The sequence below is a fragment of the Rhizobium sp. ERR 1071 genome, from assembly GCF_007828675.1.
GTDB lineage: Bacteria > Pseudomonadota > Alphaproteobacteria > Rhizobiales > Rhizobiaceae > Rhizobium > Rhizobium dioscoreae.
In genome coordinates this window covers 23,475-42,867 of the sequence record NZ_VITM01000008.1, presented here as the reverse complement: position 1 = coordinate 42,867, position 19,393 = coordinate 23,475, and the positions used below count along the sequence as shown (strand labels likewise).

Genomic DNA, 19,393 nt, shown 5'->3' with positions numbered 1-19,393 from the left:
CGGCATCACCCAATGTGCCATCGCCAACTCTGTTCGAGTTTGTGACTCCCATATAAACATTATCAACTAAATTCTTAAGTTTAGGATCGACTACTTAAGGTTTAGTTGCCGCTGCCTTTCGGTACGCCAGCCATATGTCATCCCCTAGGATCCGAAGGCGCTTCGGGCAACCACGACCCCGCAAAATACCCCGGATCAGGACTGGTTAATTTCCATATCTCGTTTGACGATTTGCACCTGAACCTTCGGTCATCCCACGGACGGGCAGTACCGCCCCTATTCGGAATTTCCTCGCAACGGCCTTCCTGTACTTGAGTTTCAATCCAGCGAACAAAGCGGCGAAACTCTCCAGGAGAACTAAATGCGTGGATTTCTTCCCAGTCGCAATCGGACATTACTTGATCCAATTCGGGTTTAACGGATTTAGATTTTTATCAAAATAGACTTGATTGCCGCCACCAACCAAGCCTCGCTGCGATGCCGCAGCCCCCTCAAAGAGTCTAGTTCCGACTGGCACTTCCATCTGAACAACCTTGGTCGCGCTGTTGCCCCAGATCTGATCAAGTGCACTATCGATTACTGACTGAAGAGGCCCTGCGGGCTTGGTCCGGCTCCAGTATCCTCCGGCAGGATTTCCATTGTCTCCTATGACACGATACAGCGTCGTTGGCTGCGTGGTGATCACTTCGTGATAGGTTGCGCTGCGGAAAGTCAAGGCAATATCATTAGGCAGTGGCCCTTTATTCAAAGGCCCATATTCGGCAACCACTCCACCTGTCGATCCGCCCGTGGTCGCTTCCGGTTTCCCCGGTGATTTTACGTCAACAGCAAACGGCCCGCCAACTCCGGCGAAGATCCCATTGAAGACGTCCCAGGGCAGCATGCCCTGATCGACTGCGGAGACGGACTGATTGACTCCGATGATGGTTTGGGCGTTCTGGTACAGGTTGCCGCCGATATCGACCTGATTGAGGTGCTCCTTGTTATAGATCTGCGAGGCGATGTTATAATATTGGGCGGTCTGCTTGAAGAAGTCGGCATTGATGCTGGAATCCCGGTATTGGTCGCCGGTCGCATGGAACCAAGTCTGGCCGCAGTAACTCGCTCCCGCCGGGCAATTCAGTTCAGGAATCGAACCTTTCGGAGCGATCTTATCGAGGAAGGCAGCAGCCGCATCGTTCTGCTGGTAATCCTTGCCGGTGATATCCGTTTGCTTGACAGCCTGCGTGATCAACTCGGAGATCGCCATATCGATCTTGGACTGGTCACAAGTGTCAACATTGACGCAATAGCGGCGTTCAACGGCATATTGCGCAGCACTGGAGGCGATGAGTTGCGCTTCCTTGATATGAAGCTGGCGATTGAACGTCTCCGCGTCCAGCGCGGTTGCAGCTCCCGCTTCGCCGCCGACAATGCTTCCAACCACGACTGCTGCCCATTGGCCGAGCGCATTGCGCTCTTCCTGCGTCATATTGGGGTTGTCCATCAGGGCTTTATTGATCACGGCCCCGATGAGTTCCTGCGTACCACCCGCAAGTGCACCTCTGCCAGCATCGCCTCCAGCAAGCGTAGCCGTCAATGCGCCGACTGCGGCATGCATAGCCACTTTTTCGGCGCTGCCTTCGGCAAAGCCAAGCCGCGAGGATATTTCACCGACGGCCATGTTCATGAGTTCGGAGAACGCCGCCGCACTTTCCTGCTTGGCCTTCAGGCGGTCGATATCGTATTTCTCAACCTGCGTATTGGCATTCGAGAGATCGGCATTCAGACCGGAGAGATCCTGCGTCTGATTTGTCAGCGTGAGTTTGCCGGGCGTGAGCGTTGCCTTCGCCCCGCCGCGAACCTCTTCCTTGGACGGCTGGCCGACATACGGAACGGGCAAGCCGGAAGGTGTCAGGCCAACGCCGATATTGGAAGAGGATGCCTTCGACTCGTTCTCAATGTCCGAATAAGTCAGATGATCGGCGGAAAGCGCGTTCTTGTCTTGCTCCGCTTTCGAGGCAATGACGCCGCCTTTAAGGTCCACGCCGCCGCCGACAGCAATGTGATAACCACCCTCGCCAGCAAGGATCCCGCTCTGTTCGGAGACATTTGAATAATTCCCCTTCGCAGTGCTTTGATTCAAGCCGCCAGACAAGCCGGAGGCGGAAATACTTAGGCTTCCGCCAGTCATTTTCTCAGAGTAAGTGGCGATATCCGGCCGGCTTTCGACGTTGAGATCGCCACCGACATTCGCAATGACCGTATTGCCGGAAACGACCGCTCCCTTGAGATTGGTGTCGCCGCCGGAATTAAGCGCAACTGTGCCGGTGCCAGTGACATGGCTGTTGAGCTGGTTGACGGCCGTTTCGGATGACTTGCCCCGGCTTGCCGAAACCTCGGCCTTTGGCCCCACGGCAATGCCGTTGACGCCGACATCGATGCCGATGCCGACATTTGCGCCGGAGTTCTTCGACGTGGATTTCGAATCGAAGCTGGATGCAGTGCTCGTCAGATCGATGACGTTGCCGGCAGATAGGAGGATATTACCCGCTGCAGCACCCGCTTGTGTGTTCGGTCTTCCGTCCTTGTCTATGCCGGCAGCGATTTGAACACCGTGGCCCGTGATGCTACCTCCGGCGTAGATACCCGTCGAACCACCACTGCGTATCTGGGTTACAACGGGGACAGAAGACGATGCACTTTGTTGGGACTTCTGAGCGTTAAAGCCGACCCCGATACCAAGTGACACCAAAGGCGTATCGCCATTGAGGGCGTTTGCGAGTTCTTGATTGGTTTTTATCCCGGCAAGAATCGTCGGAGCGATAGCATAAGTTCCGTTGGAGCCACCGACTCTGGAGGCTGCATCCATTGTACTGCTTGCCGCAGCAGCCAGACGGCTCGACACCGTGAGCGTCACACCGGCAAATCTCTTCTCATGCACCTCCTCGTAATTGGTGACGTCGTTGGCCGAGAGCAGATTGATGTCTTGACCAGCGAAGAGATCGACGTCGCGCTCGGCCGAGGCGCTGGTCGCTTGTAGGTTGACGTTATTGCCCGCCGAGATGATGAGATCCCGCCCGGCCGAAAGCTTGGAAACCGCATTAGTGTCGGCCTGCTGCGCCTTGCTGTCCTTCGTTGACTGCGCGCCGATGCCGATCGAGAAGCCGCCATTGGCGGCGGAAAATGCAAGACCGAAGCCTGACTTCTTCTGCTGCTCGGACTGAGACGAGCTTTCGGCGCCCGGCGTGACGTTGACGTCACGAGCGGCCGAGAGTTTGATGTCCTGGTCGGCACTGACCGACGATCCCATGATGTTGAGATCGGTCGCCCTGGCCGTCAAATTGACATCCTTGCCGGCTGTAAGCTCTGAGCCGACATTATCGGTGGAGCTTTGCTGACCCTGCTTTTCATTCTTGCCATAGAGCGAAATGAAGCCGCCGCCGGAGCCAACGAAGAGGCCGGAATCCTTGCGCTTGCTGTCAGACTGGTGGTTTTCCTGTGCCCCGATGATCGAGACGCTCTCACCGGAGATATTCAGCGAGCCATCGGCATTGACCTTCGAGCCGACAATGGCTGCCGCCTTGCCTGCATCCAGATTGACATCGCCCGAGGCTGAAAGCTGCGACCCGATGGTCGTCTCGTTGTAGCCGTCATAGCTCGAGCTGCCGCTGCGCAGGAATCCCTTGCGCTTGGCGCTGTCGTGTTCGGTCTCGGTGTCCTTGCCGGCCGTGACGATCAGATTGCCACCAGTCTGGACATTGAGATCAGCGGTATGAGTGTCATCACCCGCCGTCACCTTCGAGGCGGAGACCGTAGTGTCGCCGCTGGATTTGATCGTCACGCCGTCCTTGCCGGAGAGTGACGAGCCAGCAGCCTCCGTGGTCTCCAGATGACCGGAAGCATTCTCCTTCGTTGAACCGAGGAAACCACTCTTCTTGCTGGAGCTTTTGACATCGAGGGTCGCGCTGTCGGTCGCCTCGGCGATGGTAACGTTGTTCTTTGCCTGCAGACCGAGCATGCCGTCGGCCGCCATCGTCGAGCCGATGACGTTGATGTCGCTGTTCGACTTCGCGACCAGATCGCCGCCCGCCGTAATGGTCGAGCCATTATGCGTCACCTCGGACGAGGAGTTTTTGCCGAACGTCGAGTTGGACTGGCTCTGAGACGTGGTGATGTTGATGTCACCGTTGGACGTCAGACCGACATCATCCTTGGCTGTCAGGTCCGAACCGGAGATCAGAACACCAGTATTGGCATTGACCTGCAGGTTGCCGCCGGCCGAGAGCTGCGAGGCCTGCTGATCGGTACTGGTCGTCTTGGTGTAGCCGTCGTCGGTGCGGCGGGCGACATCGGTGGACACGATGTTGACCGCACCATCCGTGGCCTTGACCTTGAGATCGCCACCGGCCTTGGCGGAGGAGCCGATGATGTCGACGTCGTTGGTGCCAACAATATTAAGATTACCGCCAGCGTCGACACGGGCACCCGTCGCATTTTGCTGACTGCCATTGTCGACCTTGACTGCGGCGAGGTTGACATTGTTGCCGGAAAGCTGAGCATTGCCGCCTGCGGCGATCTTGGTGCCCTCTAAGCTCAGCGTACCGCCCGCGGCGATCTGCAGATTGCCGCCAGCCGACACGCCGGCATTGGTGTTGACGACATTCTGACCGCCGAGGGTCATCGTCTGGGCGGCGAGCGTGAGACCATTGGTGGCATTGAGGTTCATGTTGCCGCCGGCCAGGAAGGTGCCGCCATTGGCCTTGATCTCGGTCGCATTGATGGTCATGCCATCTGCAGCAGCGATCGCACCGGAATTGTTGACGGAGCCGGCATCGATGCTGACGCTGTTGCCGGCGATGACCGCACCGCCCGCGTTGACCTTCGCCTTATCCGCGGCAGAGAGATAGACGACGGGCACCAGCACCTGCGCGCCGTCGACGATCTGCGTCTGGTAGATCACCATAGACTGCGTCAGCGATGCAGCCTGCTCGGGCGTCAGTGCTTGCCCGAGAGCAAGCCCGTTCGCCTCGGCGTAAGCGACGCCATTGTCGAGCAGCGTCTTCATCTGGTCGGTGGCATTGTTGCCGGGGATGAAGGATCCCGCGCCAAGGCCATCGCCCACCAGTTGCCGCATCTGTTCGTCCACGAGTTGATTGTCGAAATAAGCGTCGCCGAGGAAGGGAACCTTGGTCTCCGGCGTATAGCCAACCCGGTCGATGAAATAACTCGAGCCGTAGAACTTCGATACGTCGAGGAAGGCCGCCCGTGTCTCGAACAGGAAGACTTGGCCCGGCACCGTGCCGCCGACGCCACCCGATTGCGGCTTGGCAAGCGAGGCGAGTTTCGCGCCGTTGACCTCCAGGACCTGGGCCAGGTTGCCGCTATTGCCGACCGCTGCGGTGAGCTTGCCCATCAAGCTGTTGGGATTGATCGCAGCACCACCAGCTGTCAGGGTGCTCGAGGCGATCGATGGGCCGCTGGCGAGCGTTACACCACCGCTGCTCACCGAAGCACCGACGGCTGCCGTCAAGCCGCTGCCGTTGACCGTCGGACCGCCGGCGATCGTCGTGCCGACAGCTGCCAGCGATGGGCCGCTACCGACGCTGGCGCCGCCATTTGAAGCGAAACTGCCGAGCGCGGCATTGACATTGAACAAGGCGCCCCCGGCGGTCATGCCGTTCAGGGCGGACAGAGGGTCACTCGATGTCGAAGGCGCGCTAACGGCGGCGCCGCCGCCCGTCGAACCGAGCGACGTATTGTTGATCGTCCCAAAATTGAGGCTCAAGGCGTGGGCCGCTTTGAGCGTGCCGGCCGCGCCACCGATAACCTGCGATCCCGACACGATCGACGTGCCGTTGGCGATATTGCGGGAAGGATCGGCCGTGCCATCGGCGTTGTAGGCCGTACAGGCACTCTGAGCGCTACAGGTCAGCATCGTGGTGCGATTGAGGACGACGCCTTCGTTGGTGAGCGTCGATCCCTTGAGCGTCGCATCACCGCCGGCTTCGATCCGACTGTAGGAATTGGTGAGATTGGTCGCATCGACGGTGAGATTGCCGCCAGCGCGGATCACGGCCTCAGGACTGAGCGCACTGGTGAAGCGGTCTTCATAAACCGACTGCGATATGTTGGATGTTGGATCCCATGTGTAGGTCGTGCTCGTATCCGAGCCATTGCGAACGACCTCGTCAACAATGAAATAACGCGAGGGATTGTTGGGATCGAGGATCGGATTGCCGTTGGCATCCTTAGGCACGCGAGCCTTGATCCAGTCGAAGATCGGCCGAACTTCGGTCGGCCCACTATCGCTGACCCAGGTCCAGGCGTGATAGGACGTGCCGTCAGCAAGGGTTGCGACCGAATACAGCAGCGGCTGGTAATCGGAAAACTGCCCCGGATCCACCCCTGCATAAAGCTGGAACATATTCTGATCGGTCGATTCCAGATAGGCGAAAGGTTGACCTGCGACTGCTGGATTGAGCACAAAGGTCCCGACAACGGCACCGGAGGAGACCAACTGACCCGTCACCCAGGTCGGCGTCGTCGATCGCCGGTTGGTAAGATTGCTGGTGAGCATCGACATGTCACCACCGGCTTGAATGAGGCCGGACACGTTGGTGACTGCCGCATTGCGCTGGCCGGTGGTCGCTCCCTGGATAGTCATCCCGCCATCTGCGAGGATAGCGCCCTGGTCATTGGTGAGCATGCCGCCGACGAAGAGGTTTGCGTTGTTGCCGGCAAAGACGAGACCGGACGGGCTGTTGTAGAAATCGCCAGCGACGTTGAAGGTCAGATTGTTGCCGGCCGCCAATTGGCCAGTATTACCAAGCGATGGCAGGTTCAGGGTCAGGTCATGGGCGGCGAGCAGCGAAGTACCGGCGGTGGTGGCAAGGCCCGCGGCCGAGATGGTGATGTCGCCGGAACCGCCAGCATTGGTAACGGTGCTGACTTGCGCATTGGAAAGATCGGCACCACCCGACAGATTGAGCGACAGGCCTCCGAAGACGAGATTGCTTCCCGAGAGATTGGCGGATGAGGCGTTGACGATCAACGTGCCGCCCGTGGCAATCCGGCTGCCCCTACTACCCGAGAGATCGAGTGCCCCGCTATTGAGCGTCAGATTGCCTCCGACGCGGGTGGTGCTGGTATAAGCAATGGCGCCAGGGCCTGTAAGCGAGGCATTCCCCAGGCTCTGCAGGCTGTTGTAACCGATGTTCCGCGTCGCCGTAGCGGCAAGATTGCCGCCCGAAAGCAGCGAATTGGCGCTGATACTACCGCTCAAGGCCGACAGCGTCATCGCGCCCGCACGCTGCAACATCAGGCTACCGCCAGCCGCAGCATGGGTCGCCGCGAAGTCGACGCCGGAGACCAATGTATCGATCGTCATCGATCGGGCGGACAGATTGGCGTTACGGCTTGCAAGCGATTGGCCGGTCAGCGTGATGGCGTTGCCTGCGGTCAGCGCCAGGTCGCCATGGGCGACGGCATTGGCGCCGATATTGTTCGCCGCATTGGCCGTAATCGTTCCGGCAGCAAGGAGGCTGTTGAAAGAGATGTCGCCTGCCGTGGCGGTGAGCGTCAGATTACCGCTCTGGCCAAGAATGACATTACCGGCGCCCGATTGGTCCATCGCCGCGAAATCGACCCCGGCCGCGATAACGTTGCCGCTGACGGCAGATCCGGTCATCGAAACGTTGCTGGCGCCCAGGAGTTGGCCGTTGATCCTCACTGTGCCGGGACCGCTAGAAGAGCCGATCGCGACCGCACCATGGCCCGTAATGTTGCCGCCCGTAAACGCGCTCGCGCCCACATTGAGATTGCCTGCGACTATCAGCATGCTGGCTGACGCGCTTCCGGCGTTAATGGTCAGATCGCCGCTTGATCCGAGAGCGATGGCACCGTTTGACGATCGCGCGGTAGCAGCGAAATCGACGCCGGTAACTGCCTGACCGAGTTGGACGGTCGAACCGGAGAGCAAGACGTCGCCAGCGCCGAGGAGCTGACCCGAGACATTTACACTGTTGCTGGCGGTGAGGGTGACATCGCCATGCCCGGTCACGGCATTGGCCGTAATCGCAGACCCTCTGGCATTGATAGCGCCAGCCGATAGCATGGTCTGCGTCGTGATGCTCGCGGACGCGGTCAAATTCATATTGCCGGCAGTTCCGAGCACTATACCGCCGCCGCTGGCATTGGTGGCGGCGAAATCAACACCCGAAATCAAGACGGGCGCACTGATGCTGCCGCCGCTTATTATGAGATCGCCCGCGGAAATCACCTGATTGGTGGCTGCGAGATTGCCGAAAATATCGACTTTGCCATGACTGGTAATGGTGGCAGCAGTCAGATTTGTGGCTCTTGCCACAAGATCGCCGGCGGAAAGGATCGTGCCAGCCGTGATATTGCCGGAGGCCGTAAGATTGGTGCTGCCAGACGATGCCAGTACGATGTTGCCGCCGGCGCGGTTGGTAGCATCAAAGTCGATGCCCGAGATCAAGGTCGGTGCGCTGATGCTGCCGCCGTTGATCGTGAGATCGCCGCCGGCAAGAATCTGGCTAGCAATGTCAACGTTGCCGGCAATGCCGACATTGCCGTGACTTGTGACGCTACCCACCTGGAGATTGGCCGTCTTTGCCGTGACATCACCTGCCGACAGGATCGTGCCGGCCGTGGCATTGCCTGAAACGGTGAGGTCCGTCTTACCGGCCCCTCCAAGCACGATGCTTCCACCGTTGGCCGCGGTCGCCGCAAAATCCACGCCGGAGACCAGAAGTCCGGCGTTAAGGCCAGCACCATCGATCGAGAGATTGCCGGTCGATAGTACCTGGGCACTGACGTCGACACGACCGCTGGTCGCCAGATCGGTGGCGCCATGGCTTGTGATGCTATTCGCGCTCAGATCGCTCGCCTGCGCGGTCAAATTGCCTGCCGACGACAGCGTGCCGATGGTGAGATTACCGCTAGAAACCAGGGATACATCGCCGCTCGAATTCTGAACGATATTGCCGTTGGCAGCAGCCGTGCCCGTAAAGTCTATACCGGAGATGATCGCGCCTGCAGCGATGCTCGGGCCTGAGATGCTGATGTTTTCGCCACCAAGGATTTGGCCATGGACCGTGGTTGCGCCGGCAAGTGTGATATCCTGGTGGCCGGTGACGGTATCGGCCGCCACGGTCGCGGCATTGACGTCAATGGCGCCCGCGGCCTGTATCGTCGATGCAGAGAATCCGCCATTGAGCCGGGCGGTAAGATCCCCTGCGCGACTGCCTGCAATCGTCGCGGCTGGACCAAGAACGATATTGCCGCCTGACCTGTTGGTCGCGTCGAAGTCGATACCGGTGACGACAGATTGGGCTGAAAGGCTCTGGCCAGTGATCAGGATGTTGCCGGCGCCGAGAACTTGCCCAGCAATGCTGGTGACGCCATTAAGCGTGATATCGCCGTGCGCTGTGACAGCATCCGCGGTCACAGTCGCACCGCTGGCGGAAAAAGTACCGGCTGAGAGCAATGTACCGGTCTTGGTCGCACCGGTCGAAGCGAGCATCAGATTGCCGCTGGTCGTCTGGACGATGTTCCCATTGGCGGCTGCCGTCGCAGTGAAATCGACGCCTGACACAATGGCGCCGGCTTTGATGTTCGAGCCGGAGATACCGATGTTGCCGCCGCCCAGAATCTGCTGATTGACGGTCGTTGCCCCGGAAAGGATGATGTCATGATGACCGGTGATGGTATCGGCCGTCACAGTCGCGGCGTTGACGTTAATGGCACCGGCGGCTTGCATCGTCGATGCCGAGAACCCGCCGCTCAACCGAGCCGTCAGGTCCCCGAACTGTCCAACAACGATATTGCCGCCGCCGGCGTTAGTTGCACCGAAGTCGATGCCCGCAACGACGGTCCGCGCTGACAGACTTTGGCCAGTGATCAGCACGTTTCCGGCGCCTAGGATCTGGCCGGTAACGCTAGTGGCACCCCCAAGTGTCACATCGCCATGCGCCGTGACGGTGCCGGCTGTGATGGTAGACCCGGCCGCATTAAGGCTGCCTGCCGAGAGCAGTGTGCCAGCATCGATGTTGCCGGCAGAGGCGAGCGTCAGATTGCCGCTTGTTGTCTGGACGATGTTGCCACTGGCCGCTGCAGTTGCCGAGAAATCGATACCCGAGACGACAGTCCCCGCCTTAATGCTCGAGCCGGAGATGCCAACGTTACCCCCGCCAAGCACTTGGTTCGCGACATTCACACCTCCGACTGCCGTGCCTGAAAGGCTGATATCCTGATGACCAGTGATTGAAGCTGCGGCGACGGATGCACCGCTGATGTCGATGGCACCCGCGGCCTGTATGGTCGATGCCGCAACGGCGCCATTGACGTTCACCGTCAAATCCCCGGTCTGGCCAAGGACGATATTGCCGCCGGCTGCATTGGTGGCATTGAAGTCAATGCCGGCGACAAGCGTCTGCGCCGATAGGCTCTGGCCTGAGATCAGCACGTTGCCGGCGCCCAGGATCTGGCCACTGACGCTGATCACGCCGCCAAGCGTCATGTCGTGATGCGCGGAAATATTGCCTGACGTGATCGATGCGCCGTTTGCGATGAGATCGCCTGCGGACATTAGCGTTCCGGCACTGATCGCGCCTGCGCTCGTCAATGTCAGATTGCCAGTTCCCGTGACCGTCGGGCCAAGGGTGATGCGCCCACCTGCCGCATTGGTGGCGCTAATATCGACGCCTGAGACAATGGCGTCGGCTGCAATGTTGGAGCCGTTGATGCCGACATTGCCGCCGCCGAGGACCTGACCTCTGATCTTCACGCTGCCGCTTCCGGCGGTCACACTTGCGGCGCCGGACAGCGCGACGGTCTTGCTGCCGGTGATCGCATCGGCAGTGATCGTCTGACCGGTGACGTTGATTGCACCGGCTGAAAGCACGGTTCCCGCCTGGATGGCGCCAGCAACGTCGTTGATCGTCAGATCGCCGTTATCCGCAAGCACGATATTGCCGCCGGCGGCCTTGGTCGCGGCAAAATTGACCCCAGACGCGAGCAGACCAGCGCTGACACCATTGGCGTTGGCGTTGATGGTGATATCGCTGGCGCTGAGCAATTGGTTGGTGACGCGCATGCCGCCGTCGATACCAACGTTGCCGTGACTGGTGAGATTGTTGGACTGCAGCAAGGAAGCCTGGGCAGTCAGATTGCCGGCCGACAGCAACGTATCGACCGTGATGGTTCCGGCGGCAGCTGTCAGATCGAGTGCGCCGGCCGAACCTAGGACGATGTTGCCACCAGCGGCGTTGGTTGAGGCAAAGTCGACACCGGACGCGATAGCGGTCGCCTGAATGCCAGCCCCGGAGATCAAGATATTGCCCGCTCCAAGAATCTGACCGCTCGCGTTTATCGCAGCGTTAACAGTGAGCCCACCATGCGAGGTAACATTGGCGGCCGTGAGCGAGGTCGCGGTCGCGGTAAGATTGCCGGCTGATTGAATATTCCCCGCCGTGATATTGCCGGTCGCACTGGTGTTCAGGCTTCCAGCCGACTGCAGATTGCCGGTGGCTATAGCGCCGCTGGTTGCCGTCAGGCTTAAGTTGCCTGCCGAGCCCGCGACAATCGCGGGCGATTGCGCTGAGAGAACGACATTCCCGCCAGGATCGGCACTGGTGGCAGCAATATTGATGCCGGAAACAACCATGCCGGTGGAGATTGACTGCGCAGTGGCGCTGACATTGCCTTGCGCCAGGACATTGCCGGAAACGGCAAGTCTATTACCAGCGGTAAGAACGAGATTGTTGTAGCTCAATAGCGAGGCGGCCGAGATCGAGCCGGCCGAAGCGGTCAGAGTGAGGTCGCCGGTGCTATTGGCAGCACCAGCGATCGCGATATCGCCGGAAGTGGCGACAAGCGTCGCTGCGCCGTTGCCAGCGGTGACGCTACCGGCGGCAATGCCGCCGCCCGAACTCATCAGCGCGGTCGTGCCGCTGTTCACGTCGCCAGAGACGCTGAGCAGGCCGGCACCGTTCGCGAGCACAATATCGCTATCGGCGGCGACCGATTGCAGGGTAATGCCCTGGTCGGCCTGAACCTTGACCTTCTGTCTCGACGTGACCTTGGCGGCTGTGACCTTCTGCTTCGAGGTGATGGTCACGCCATCGCGTGCGGACGCATTGCCGATCGAGATCTTGCCGTCGGCTGACAGTGACAGTTCGCCGGCATTGGCGGCCATGTCGCCGCTCATCTTGACGCCAGCACCCTTCTCGGTGACGACGACCTTGATGCGGTCAGCCTGCATCGCGCCGAGCGCCGTGCCATCGATCGCATATTCCGGCGTGCCCGAGGTGGCGGTCAGCGCCGTCGCCTCGCCGGTGGCATAGTTGTATTGGCTGGCGCCACCAGTCAGGCGGACGGTCTTGCCATAGATCGGCGCGTTGACATGGATCTGGCGGGAAACCACGTCGAACAGATCGACAGCGCCAGGAGCAGCCGCGAAATTGCCGCCTGCCCCTTCGAAGGTCACATCGCCGCCATTGACGGTGAAGCCTGTCAGGCTGCCGTCGGCGCCGATGTTGGGCACGCCCGTCGTCAGCGTCGCATGCGGCGTGTTGATGAAGCCGCAGCCCGCGCAGGTGATCCCGTTAGGATTCGCGATGATTACGTCAGCTCGGCCGCCGAACACTTCCGTCGGGCCATTCAGAGCCGAGCGGTTGCCGCTGGTAACCTCGTTGAGGATGACCGAGGCCGGGTTCGAGGCATTGAGGTTTGGATTGCCCGGTGTCACTCCGCCGAGGTTTGAGATGCCTTGCTCGCCTTTGAAGTTATTGAGGATCAGACCCTGGGTGCCGACATTGAAATTGTCGTACTTGTTATGCGAGAGGCCGGCGGCGTTCGGCGTGACGATATCGATCAGCGGAACGCCGTTCGGGGCAGCGCCGACGCTGGGCTGATTGGCTGCGGGTGCCGATCCGGCCGCAGAAACGGATTGCGCATTCGCCAGCATTGGCTGGAAGATAAGCAGGCAGCTTAAAAGTGTCGCAGACAGTTGACGCAGGGCACTGCCCAGGCGTCTGACACTTGCCTTGCCATTTTCGCCACTTGAAATACCTGCTGACGTCCTGGTCATCGCCCTTCCCCGTTAAACGCTTTCTGCCCGCTTCGGATTTCCGATGGACTACTTCCGTGGCGTCAGCCACGTCTTCACCTGCTTCATGAATGTTTCGGCCAGTTGGGTCGCCACTGCGGTCTGATTGGGGGTGACGGCCGCGTTGATGACCATCGCGGGAATGAGTGCTAGCCCATCCCCGCGGACCGTCATGTCGTTGGCGCGGATCTCCTGGGCCTGCGCGATCAGTTTTCCTGTGCGCATGTCCTCGAGGCGGACGGTTCCATCGATAAAGCTGTTGTTGCCTGCGATAATTCTGCCGGGAGCCGAGGCCACATCCAGATCATGAAGGGTGACAATCAACCGCGCGGGAACATTACCCCCTGGATAGCCCTTCAGATCCTTTGCAAGTCTTTGCTGCAGGACACGCGACACAAGCGCGACCTGAGATTCCCGCGTGTCACCGTTCAATAGAGGTGATCCCATCCGCAGATCGGGCGCCGATTCTATGCGGACATCAGCGATACTGGCTGTGCTAAGTGCTGCGGTGAGGCGTGGATCTTGTGTCGTGCATCCGGCCACTACCGTCGAACCCACAAGCACAGCGGCAAACAGAACTCTGGTCACGCCGCGATGCCATTTTTTGCTATTTTCCTTCATCTGCTCACCCATTTCACCACCTCACTGAAGTACTTACGAAAAGAAGCCCGGAGTCGCGGCGGTCGACCGTGCCGCCAAAGACATCCGAATAACCCATATCGAAATTGAGATTGCCGCCGGCGAGCTTGGCCCCGACCGTCCAGCCGAGCATGTCGCCGCCGGCGATCTGGTAGCGGGCCTGGCGTGCGATGCGCCCGTAATCGAGGCCGACATAGGGTCTGAACTCTCCAAGCATCTTTGCCAGCTCGGCATTGTCGGCAAAGGGCTGTGTCCGCCAGACGAGATCGTTGCGGATGAAGACGCCGTTATTGCCGTAAAGCATGGTCTCACGCGTGCCGCGCACGGAGGAATAACCACCGACCGAGATCTGCTCCGCCCCGAACAGATTGTCGGGAGAATATTGCCCGGTGACGATGGAATTGATCTCAAGATGTTGATCTGCCACCTCGAACGGCCGCGTCAGGGTGATCGTGCCGGTGAATTTCGAGAAGCGGGGATCGGCGTTGCCCGCACCGGCATCACCGGGGGCGACCGCGTCAAAGAGATTGAGCCCCTGGCTGTAGGAGAGGTCGAAGACCCAAAGGCTGCCGAGCATGCGGCGCGAATGCGAGATGCCGAGATCGCCGACGGTGTATTTGCGGCTGCCGACCTCGATCCTGTTGCCGAGCAGGAAATTGTTGGTTTCCTTGTAGGTCAGGCCGCTGTTGAAGGTGGTGATCGAATCCTTGTCGCGGAAGATCACCCGATCGGCGCCGATGCCGACCTGCTTGCTGTCGCCCGACGTATTGAGCGGCCCGAAATTACCCGGAACGGAACTGTCGTACTCATACCAGGAGCCGTTCGCCGAGAAGGTCCAGTAGCCATAGGGCACGCTGACATTGCCGGAATAGCTATTGCTCTTGCCGTGACCATCATCGCGCCAGGGGTAATCGGGGCCGGTATGCTCGTAGCCGAAATTCCACTGATCGTTGATGCCGAAAAGATTGTCGTAGCCGATGGAGGCCGAGCTCTTGGAATAGCCGGTCTGTGCCTCACCGAGATTGCTGTTGCCGAATGACAGATGCCAGGGATGGCTGGGCTTGTTCTCGATATTAAGGATGGAGGTGCCGTCCGTCTTGCCGGGCAGCATCGCCGTCTTGGCATTGTTGGAGGTCAGACGATTGATCTGGTCGAGACCCTGCTCGATATCGCGCAGATTGGTGATCTTACCCTTCATGCCGGGAAAGGCCGTGGCGATCACGCCGGAGCCCGCCGCACCGAAGCCCGAAACCGGCTTGCCGTTGAGGTAGATGTCGGCAAGCGCGCCCTCGACGGCAACGAGGCGCAGCACCTTGGTCTTGGCGATATCCTGCGCCGGCACATAGACACGGGAGCTGACAAAACCTTTGTCGAGATAGAGATGCGTCAGATCGCGCAGGAGCGCATTGATCTCGCCGACGCCAACGCAGCGATTTGCGTAAGGCCCAGTGACCTTGTCGATCGCACCGGCCGAAAACTGCTTGACGCCCTCGACCTCGATGCGGGTGATGGCAAAGCACGGGCCAGACTTGCCGCCACCGGCCTTCTCCGGCTGCTGAACTTCGGCCGGAGACGGCCTTGGCGTCATCTGACCCAAGCTCTGCAGCCGCTGCTGCTCGGCCTCCTGCGCCTGACGGCGCGCGAAGTCGTCGTTCGGAGTTTGGGCGGCCGCGGTCGACACCATGAGGACCGCTGCCAAAAGCCCACCGATGGCGGTCGCCGCGCGCGAGATTGAGGTCATAGGCTCGCTCGGATCAGTTGGAGGCGGCCTTCTGGAGCGCATCGAGCGCCGCCGACAATCCCTTCAGCGAGAATTTGATGTTGACCTTCTGGCCATTCATCATCTGGACATGGCCGGTGCCATCCGCGGCCTTGGAAAGGGCTGCAACCATCTTGCCGTCCAGCTTCTGCTGCGCCCAGCAACCCGCCTGATTGCAGTTGCGGTAGGCAAGCTGCACGACGGGCTTGTCGCTTGCATCGATGCCGATGCCCGCTGGCAGAAACATATTGAGCGGCACGAGCGTCGTCAGCACCAATTCACTGGCCGGTTGCTTTGCCGCCTTCTTGTCCGTCGTGGCGGGCGCCGCAACCTTGGCGATCGCCAGCGTCAAAACGTTGACGTCCTGGTCACCCTGCTTCACCGTCGCAATCTGCGCGACTTCGCAGTTCGTCGTCGCTGAACCGTCCGCCGCCTTGCCGTCAATGCAGCGATAGTACCAATCATCGAATTTCTGAACGCGTGCCTGCGGCGCGGGCTGCTGCTCACTTGCCGCGGCAGGGGAGGCCTGAGCAGAACCGGTGTTGGACGACGTATTAGCTGCAGCCGGAGCAGGCTGTTCCTGCGCGGCCGCCGAAAATGCAACCAGCGCCGAGGAAAGGAACGCGATAGCGGTGAAGCTCTTGAAGGAGAAAGACTTAATTGCGGGGGGCATACAAACTACCAGGTCAAAGCCATCCGCTTGCGCAAGGCGCACGTACCTTGCTCAATCGGCATGTCGGTCGAAAATCAGGAAGGTTCACCACAGGGTGGCGTAGCCGATCATGGGCCTAATCCGCTCAATAGCAGATTTCTAAAAAAGTACAGCAAAAAGTAGCAAGCACATGAGCGATTCACACGCTCGTTTTTAGATATGCGTGTAAAATCTGCAACACCGACGTTCAACAATTGAATAAAATTGTTGTTTGCTCTTGAAGGCACCTCTCCGGCCGATGGGCGGAGCGCGCCCGAGGAATCCTAGATCGTTTGGAATGATGCCAATCATCCACCTGCTTTTGCTGTTTAAGAGCGCATCACCGATTATGAGCTGCCATTCAGCGCGGATTTTAAACCCAACTCACCCCAGCAGGCGGCTTAGTTTAAAGCGTTTCGATGGTCCAGCGCGAGGGGCTCATGAATGGACGGCCTTCCTTGGCAAGGAATTTTGGTGTGACAGCGACTTGGTCGGGCGCAGGCACTCCAAAACCGGCTCAGTTCCGCGTCGAACCAACAGCAAAACAACCGCAATGATGATACGTTCCGACCATTAGAGCGCATGGTTTGAAACAAATGTAACCGTTCCCAAGTCGGGAGCGGGAAAAACTTGGGGTAAGGATCTTTGGCAATCGGGTGCCTTTTCTGGAAGTGGTATTCGTGACAGCTCGGATCTCTGTGATAACAATATTCAGACTTCCAATTTAAGAAAAGCGGACAGCTTTCCTCGACAGTAGGTTAGTGGTGGACCTTAGCGTTGCTTTAAAGAAGCTGTGCAAGGATGCAGGTGCGTCTGATATACCGGCAACCTGATGAAGTTTCGAAAAAATCCAAAGATATTGCGTGGCTTCGCGAGTTCTGCAGTAAACCATACTAGCGCATTTGCTCCGGCAATATTTGCGACGATCATCGCAGTAATCGTCGTCTATGTTGCAACCAACTGGCGGCTGGAACGATCACTCGCCGACGAGCGCTCGCTGGTTGCCGGCGAACTTGCTACCATATCATCTCGGCTTCAGACGAACCTCAACAGCAATGTGAAGCTGCTGCAAGGACTGGCGGCCGGTATAACAGTCAACCCGGCAATGGACCAAAGTGCCTTTTCGAAACTCGCCGCGGAGATTTTGCAGCCAGATTCACAGTTGCGAAGCTTCGCAGCAGCCCCCGGCATGGTGGTCAAGTGGGTTTATCCAGAAAAACCAAACCAAAAAGCGATCGGTCTCGACTATCGAACGAACGAAAAGCAACGCGATAGCGCAATGCTGGCGCGCAATACTCATAATATTGTCCTGACAGGCCCTGTGGACCTCCTTCAAGGCGGAAGGGCTTTCGTTGTCAGATGCCCAGTTTATATCACGGACGGAACAAGCCAGATCTTCTGGGGTCTTGTTTCCGGAATCGTAGACATACCGAGGCTCTACCAAGATAGCGGTCTGGTATCTACCGATCTCGAGATTGCCATCAGCGACACACCGGAACCAACGGTACCCAAACAAGTTTTTCTCGGCGACCTCGATACTTTTTCGAAGAATCCGGTCGTAGGATCCGTTGATATGACTTATGGCCGATGGACACTTGCCGCAGTACCTCGGGACGGATGGGGTCAAAACAGGGGATTGGCCACTTTCGAGCTCTATGCTTGCTTATTGTCCGTGTGTGTCCTTGCACCGATTGTCTGGATAGGCTTTCTGACCAAATCACGCCAAAGGACCATCGAAAAGCTTCGCCTTCACAAGAAAAAGCTTGTTCGAGCACGGCAACGGCTCGAGCACCTGTCTTTGCACGACGCGCTAACGGGCCTTCCCAATCGCCGATTTATTGACCAGATGATCTCGCAGCCGCCGAGGCCGGGTCCGAAAGATTGTCTGATACTGATTCATATCGACCTGGATCGATTTAAGGAGATCAACGACACCAAGGGACATGCCGGAGGTGATACGGTCTTGCAGGCGGCAGCTTCGCGCCTTGTCGACTTGGCCGGCCCAAACGACGTGGCGGCTCGGATCGGCGGAGATGAGTTCATCTTCGCGAGCTGGAGCGCCGATCCCGCGCCGAGGGCAACTAAATTGGCTCAACAGATCGTCGATACACTCAAGCTGCCCTTGTTCGTTGACGGTTTAGAGTGTGTGGTCGGAGCAAGCGTCGGCGTGGCCTGGGAGACTGAACGTGCACAGCGAGATCTCAGTCAGCTGCGTCTCAACGCCGATTTGGCTCTATACGAAGCCAAGAAGAGGGGTCGGGGCCGGGCCGCCATATTCACCGAGGAGCTTCGCAGTGCTGCCATCCATACGAAGGAATTGGCGGACGAATTCAATCATGCGCTCGATTGCGATGAACTGGTTGCGTTCTTCCAACCGCAGTTTCATGCAGACACATTGGATATTGCGGGCGTCGAAACACTTGCGCGTTGGGATCACCCGCAAAAAGGTCTGCTCACCCCGGATAAATTTCTCGCGGTCGCGGAAAATTTGGGACGCTCCGGCGACATGGATCGGCTGATCCTCCAAAAGGCGCTGTTCGAGCTTACAAGATGGGACAGCTTGGGAATGCGCATCCCCCGCGTCTCGGTCAATATTTCCGCGCGTCGACTGGCCCAGCCAAATCTGCTTGCTGAACTGGCTGAGCTTCCTTTAGTCAAGGGTCGCCTATGTTTTGAGCTGCTTGAAACAATCTCTTTTGACGATCTTCAACCAGCTCTCGACGAGATAATTCCGGCCGTCAAAGAGCTCGGTATCGAAATCGAGATCGATGATTTCGGCACCGGACATGCCAGTATCGTCAGTTTGCTTAGATTTGAGCCACGACGGCTTAAAATCGATCGGGAGATTGTCAAGCCGATCGTGACATCTCCATCTCAGCGCCGCCTGGTCTCTTCGATTATCGAAATCGGCCGATCGCAGAACATCGACATCGTCGCCGAAGGCGTGGAGACGATGGAGCATGCGAAGATCTTGAAAGAGCTTGGCTGCCATTTGCTGCAAGGCTATGCTCTGGCAAGACCAATGTCCTCAAAGCGGTTAATCGAATTTTGCCGCACGAAGGATAAGAAGCTCAAGCTGGTGGGATAGTCCCGGCCATCAGGAAGACTTCAGCATATCGACATGGCGATGGACGGGCTTCCATTCCCACTCCGCAGGCCGGAAGACCTTCATCAAGCACAGCGACATCGGAAC

At 58.8% G+C, this 19,393-nt stretch carries 5 protein-coding genes; 1 reads left to right on the top strand and 4 read right to left on the bottom strand.

Going from position 1 to position 19,393, the window contains the following annotated elements; translation table 11 throughout:
- Positions 1–394 precede the first annotated feature (394 nt).
- From FBZ99_RS33625 to FBZ99_RS23910, 4 genes are read right to left on the bottom strand one after another with little or no spacing between them, the layout of a single operon-like run.
- Positions 395–13,093 (bottom strand): hemagglutinin repeat-containing protein, encoded by a 12,699-nt coding sequence (locus FBZ99_RS33625; RefSeq protein ID WP_145635315.1) that lies wholly within the window; start codon positions 13,091–13,093, stop codon positions 395–397.
- A gap of 48 nt (positions 13,094–13,141) precedes the next feature.
- On the bottom strand, positions 13,142–13,744 hold the full coding sequence (locus tag FBZ99_RS23920) for a hypothetical protein (protein ID WP_246661190.1): 603 nt from the start codon (positions 13,742–13,744) through the stop codon (positions 13,142–13,144).
- Between the two features lies 1 nt (position 13,745).
- Complete coding sequence (locus FBZ99_RS23915; RefSeq protein WP_145635313.1) at positions 13,746–15,491, bottom strand: ShlB/FhaC/HecB family hemolysin secretion/activation protein; 1,746 nt, start codon at positions 15,489–15,491, stop codon at positions 13,746–13,748.
- Between the two features lie 13 nt (positions 15,492–15,504).
- The gene (locus FBZ99_RS23910) at positions 15,505–16,182 is read right to left on the bottom strand and encodes an invasion associated locus B family protein (RefSeq protein ID WP_145635310.1); all 678 of its coding nucleotides are present in this window, start codon (positions 16,180–16,182) and stop codon (positions 15,505–15,507) included.
- An 850-nt stretch (positions 16,183–17,032) separates the two neighbouring features.
- Here FBZ99_RS23910 and FBZ99_RS23905 point away from each other — a divergent pair.
- A complete protein-coding gene (locus FBZ99_RS23905; RefSeq protein WP_145635308.1) occupies positions 17,033–19,288 on the top strand; it encodes a bifunctional diguanylate cyclase/phosphodiesterase in 2,256 nt (751 codons plus the stop codon).
- Positions 19,289–19,393 lie beyond the last annotated feature (105 nt).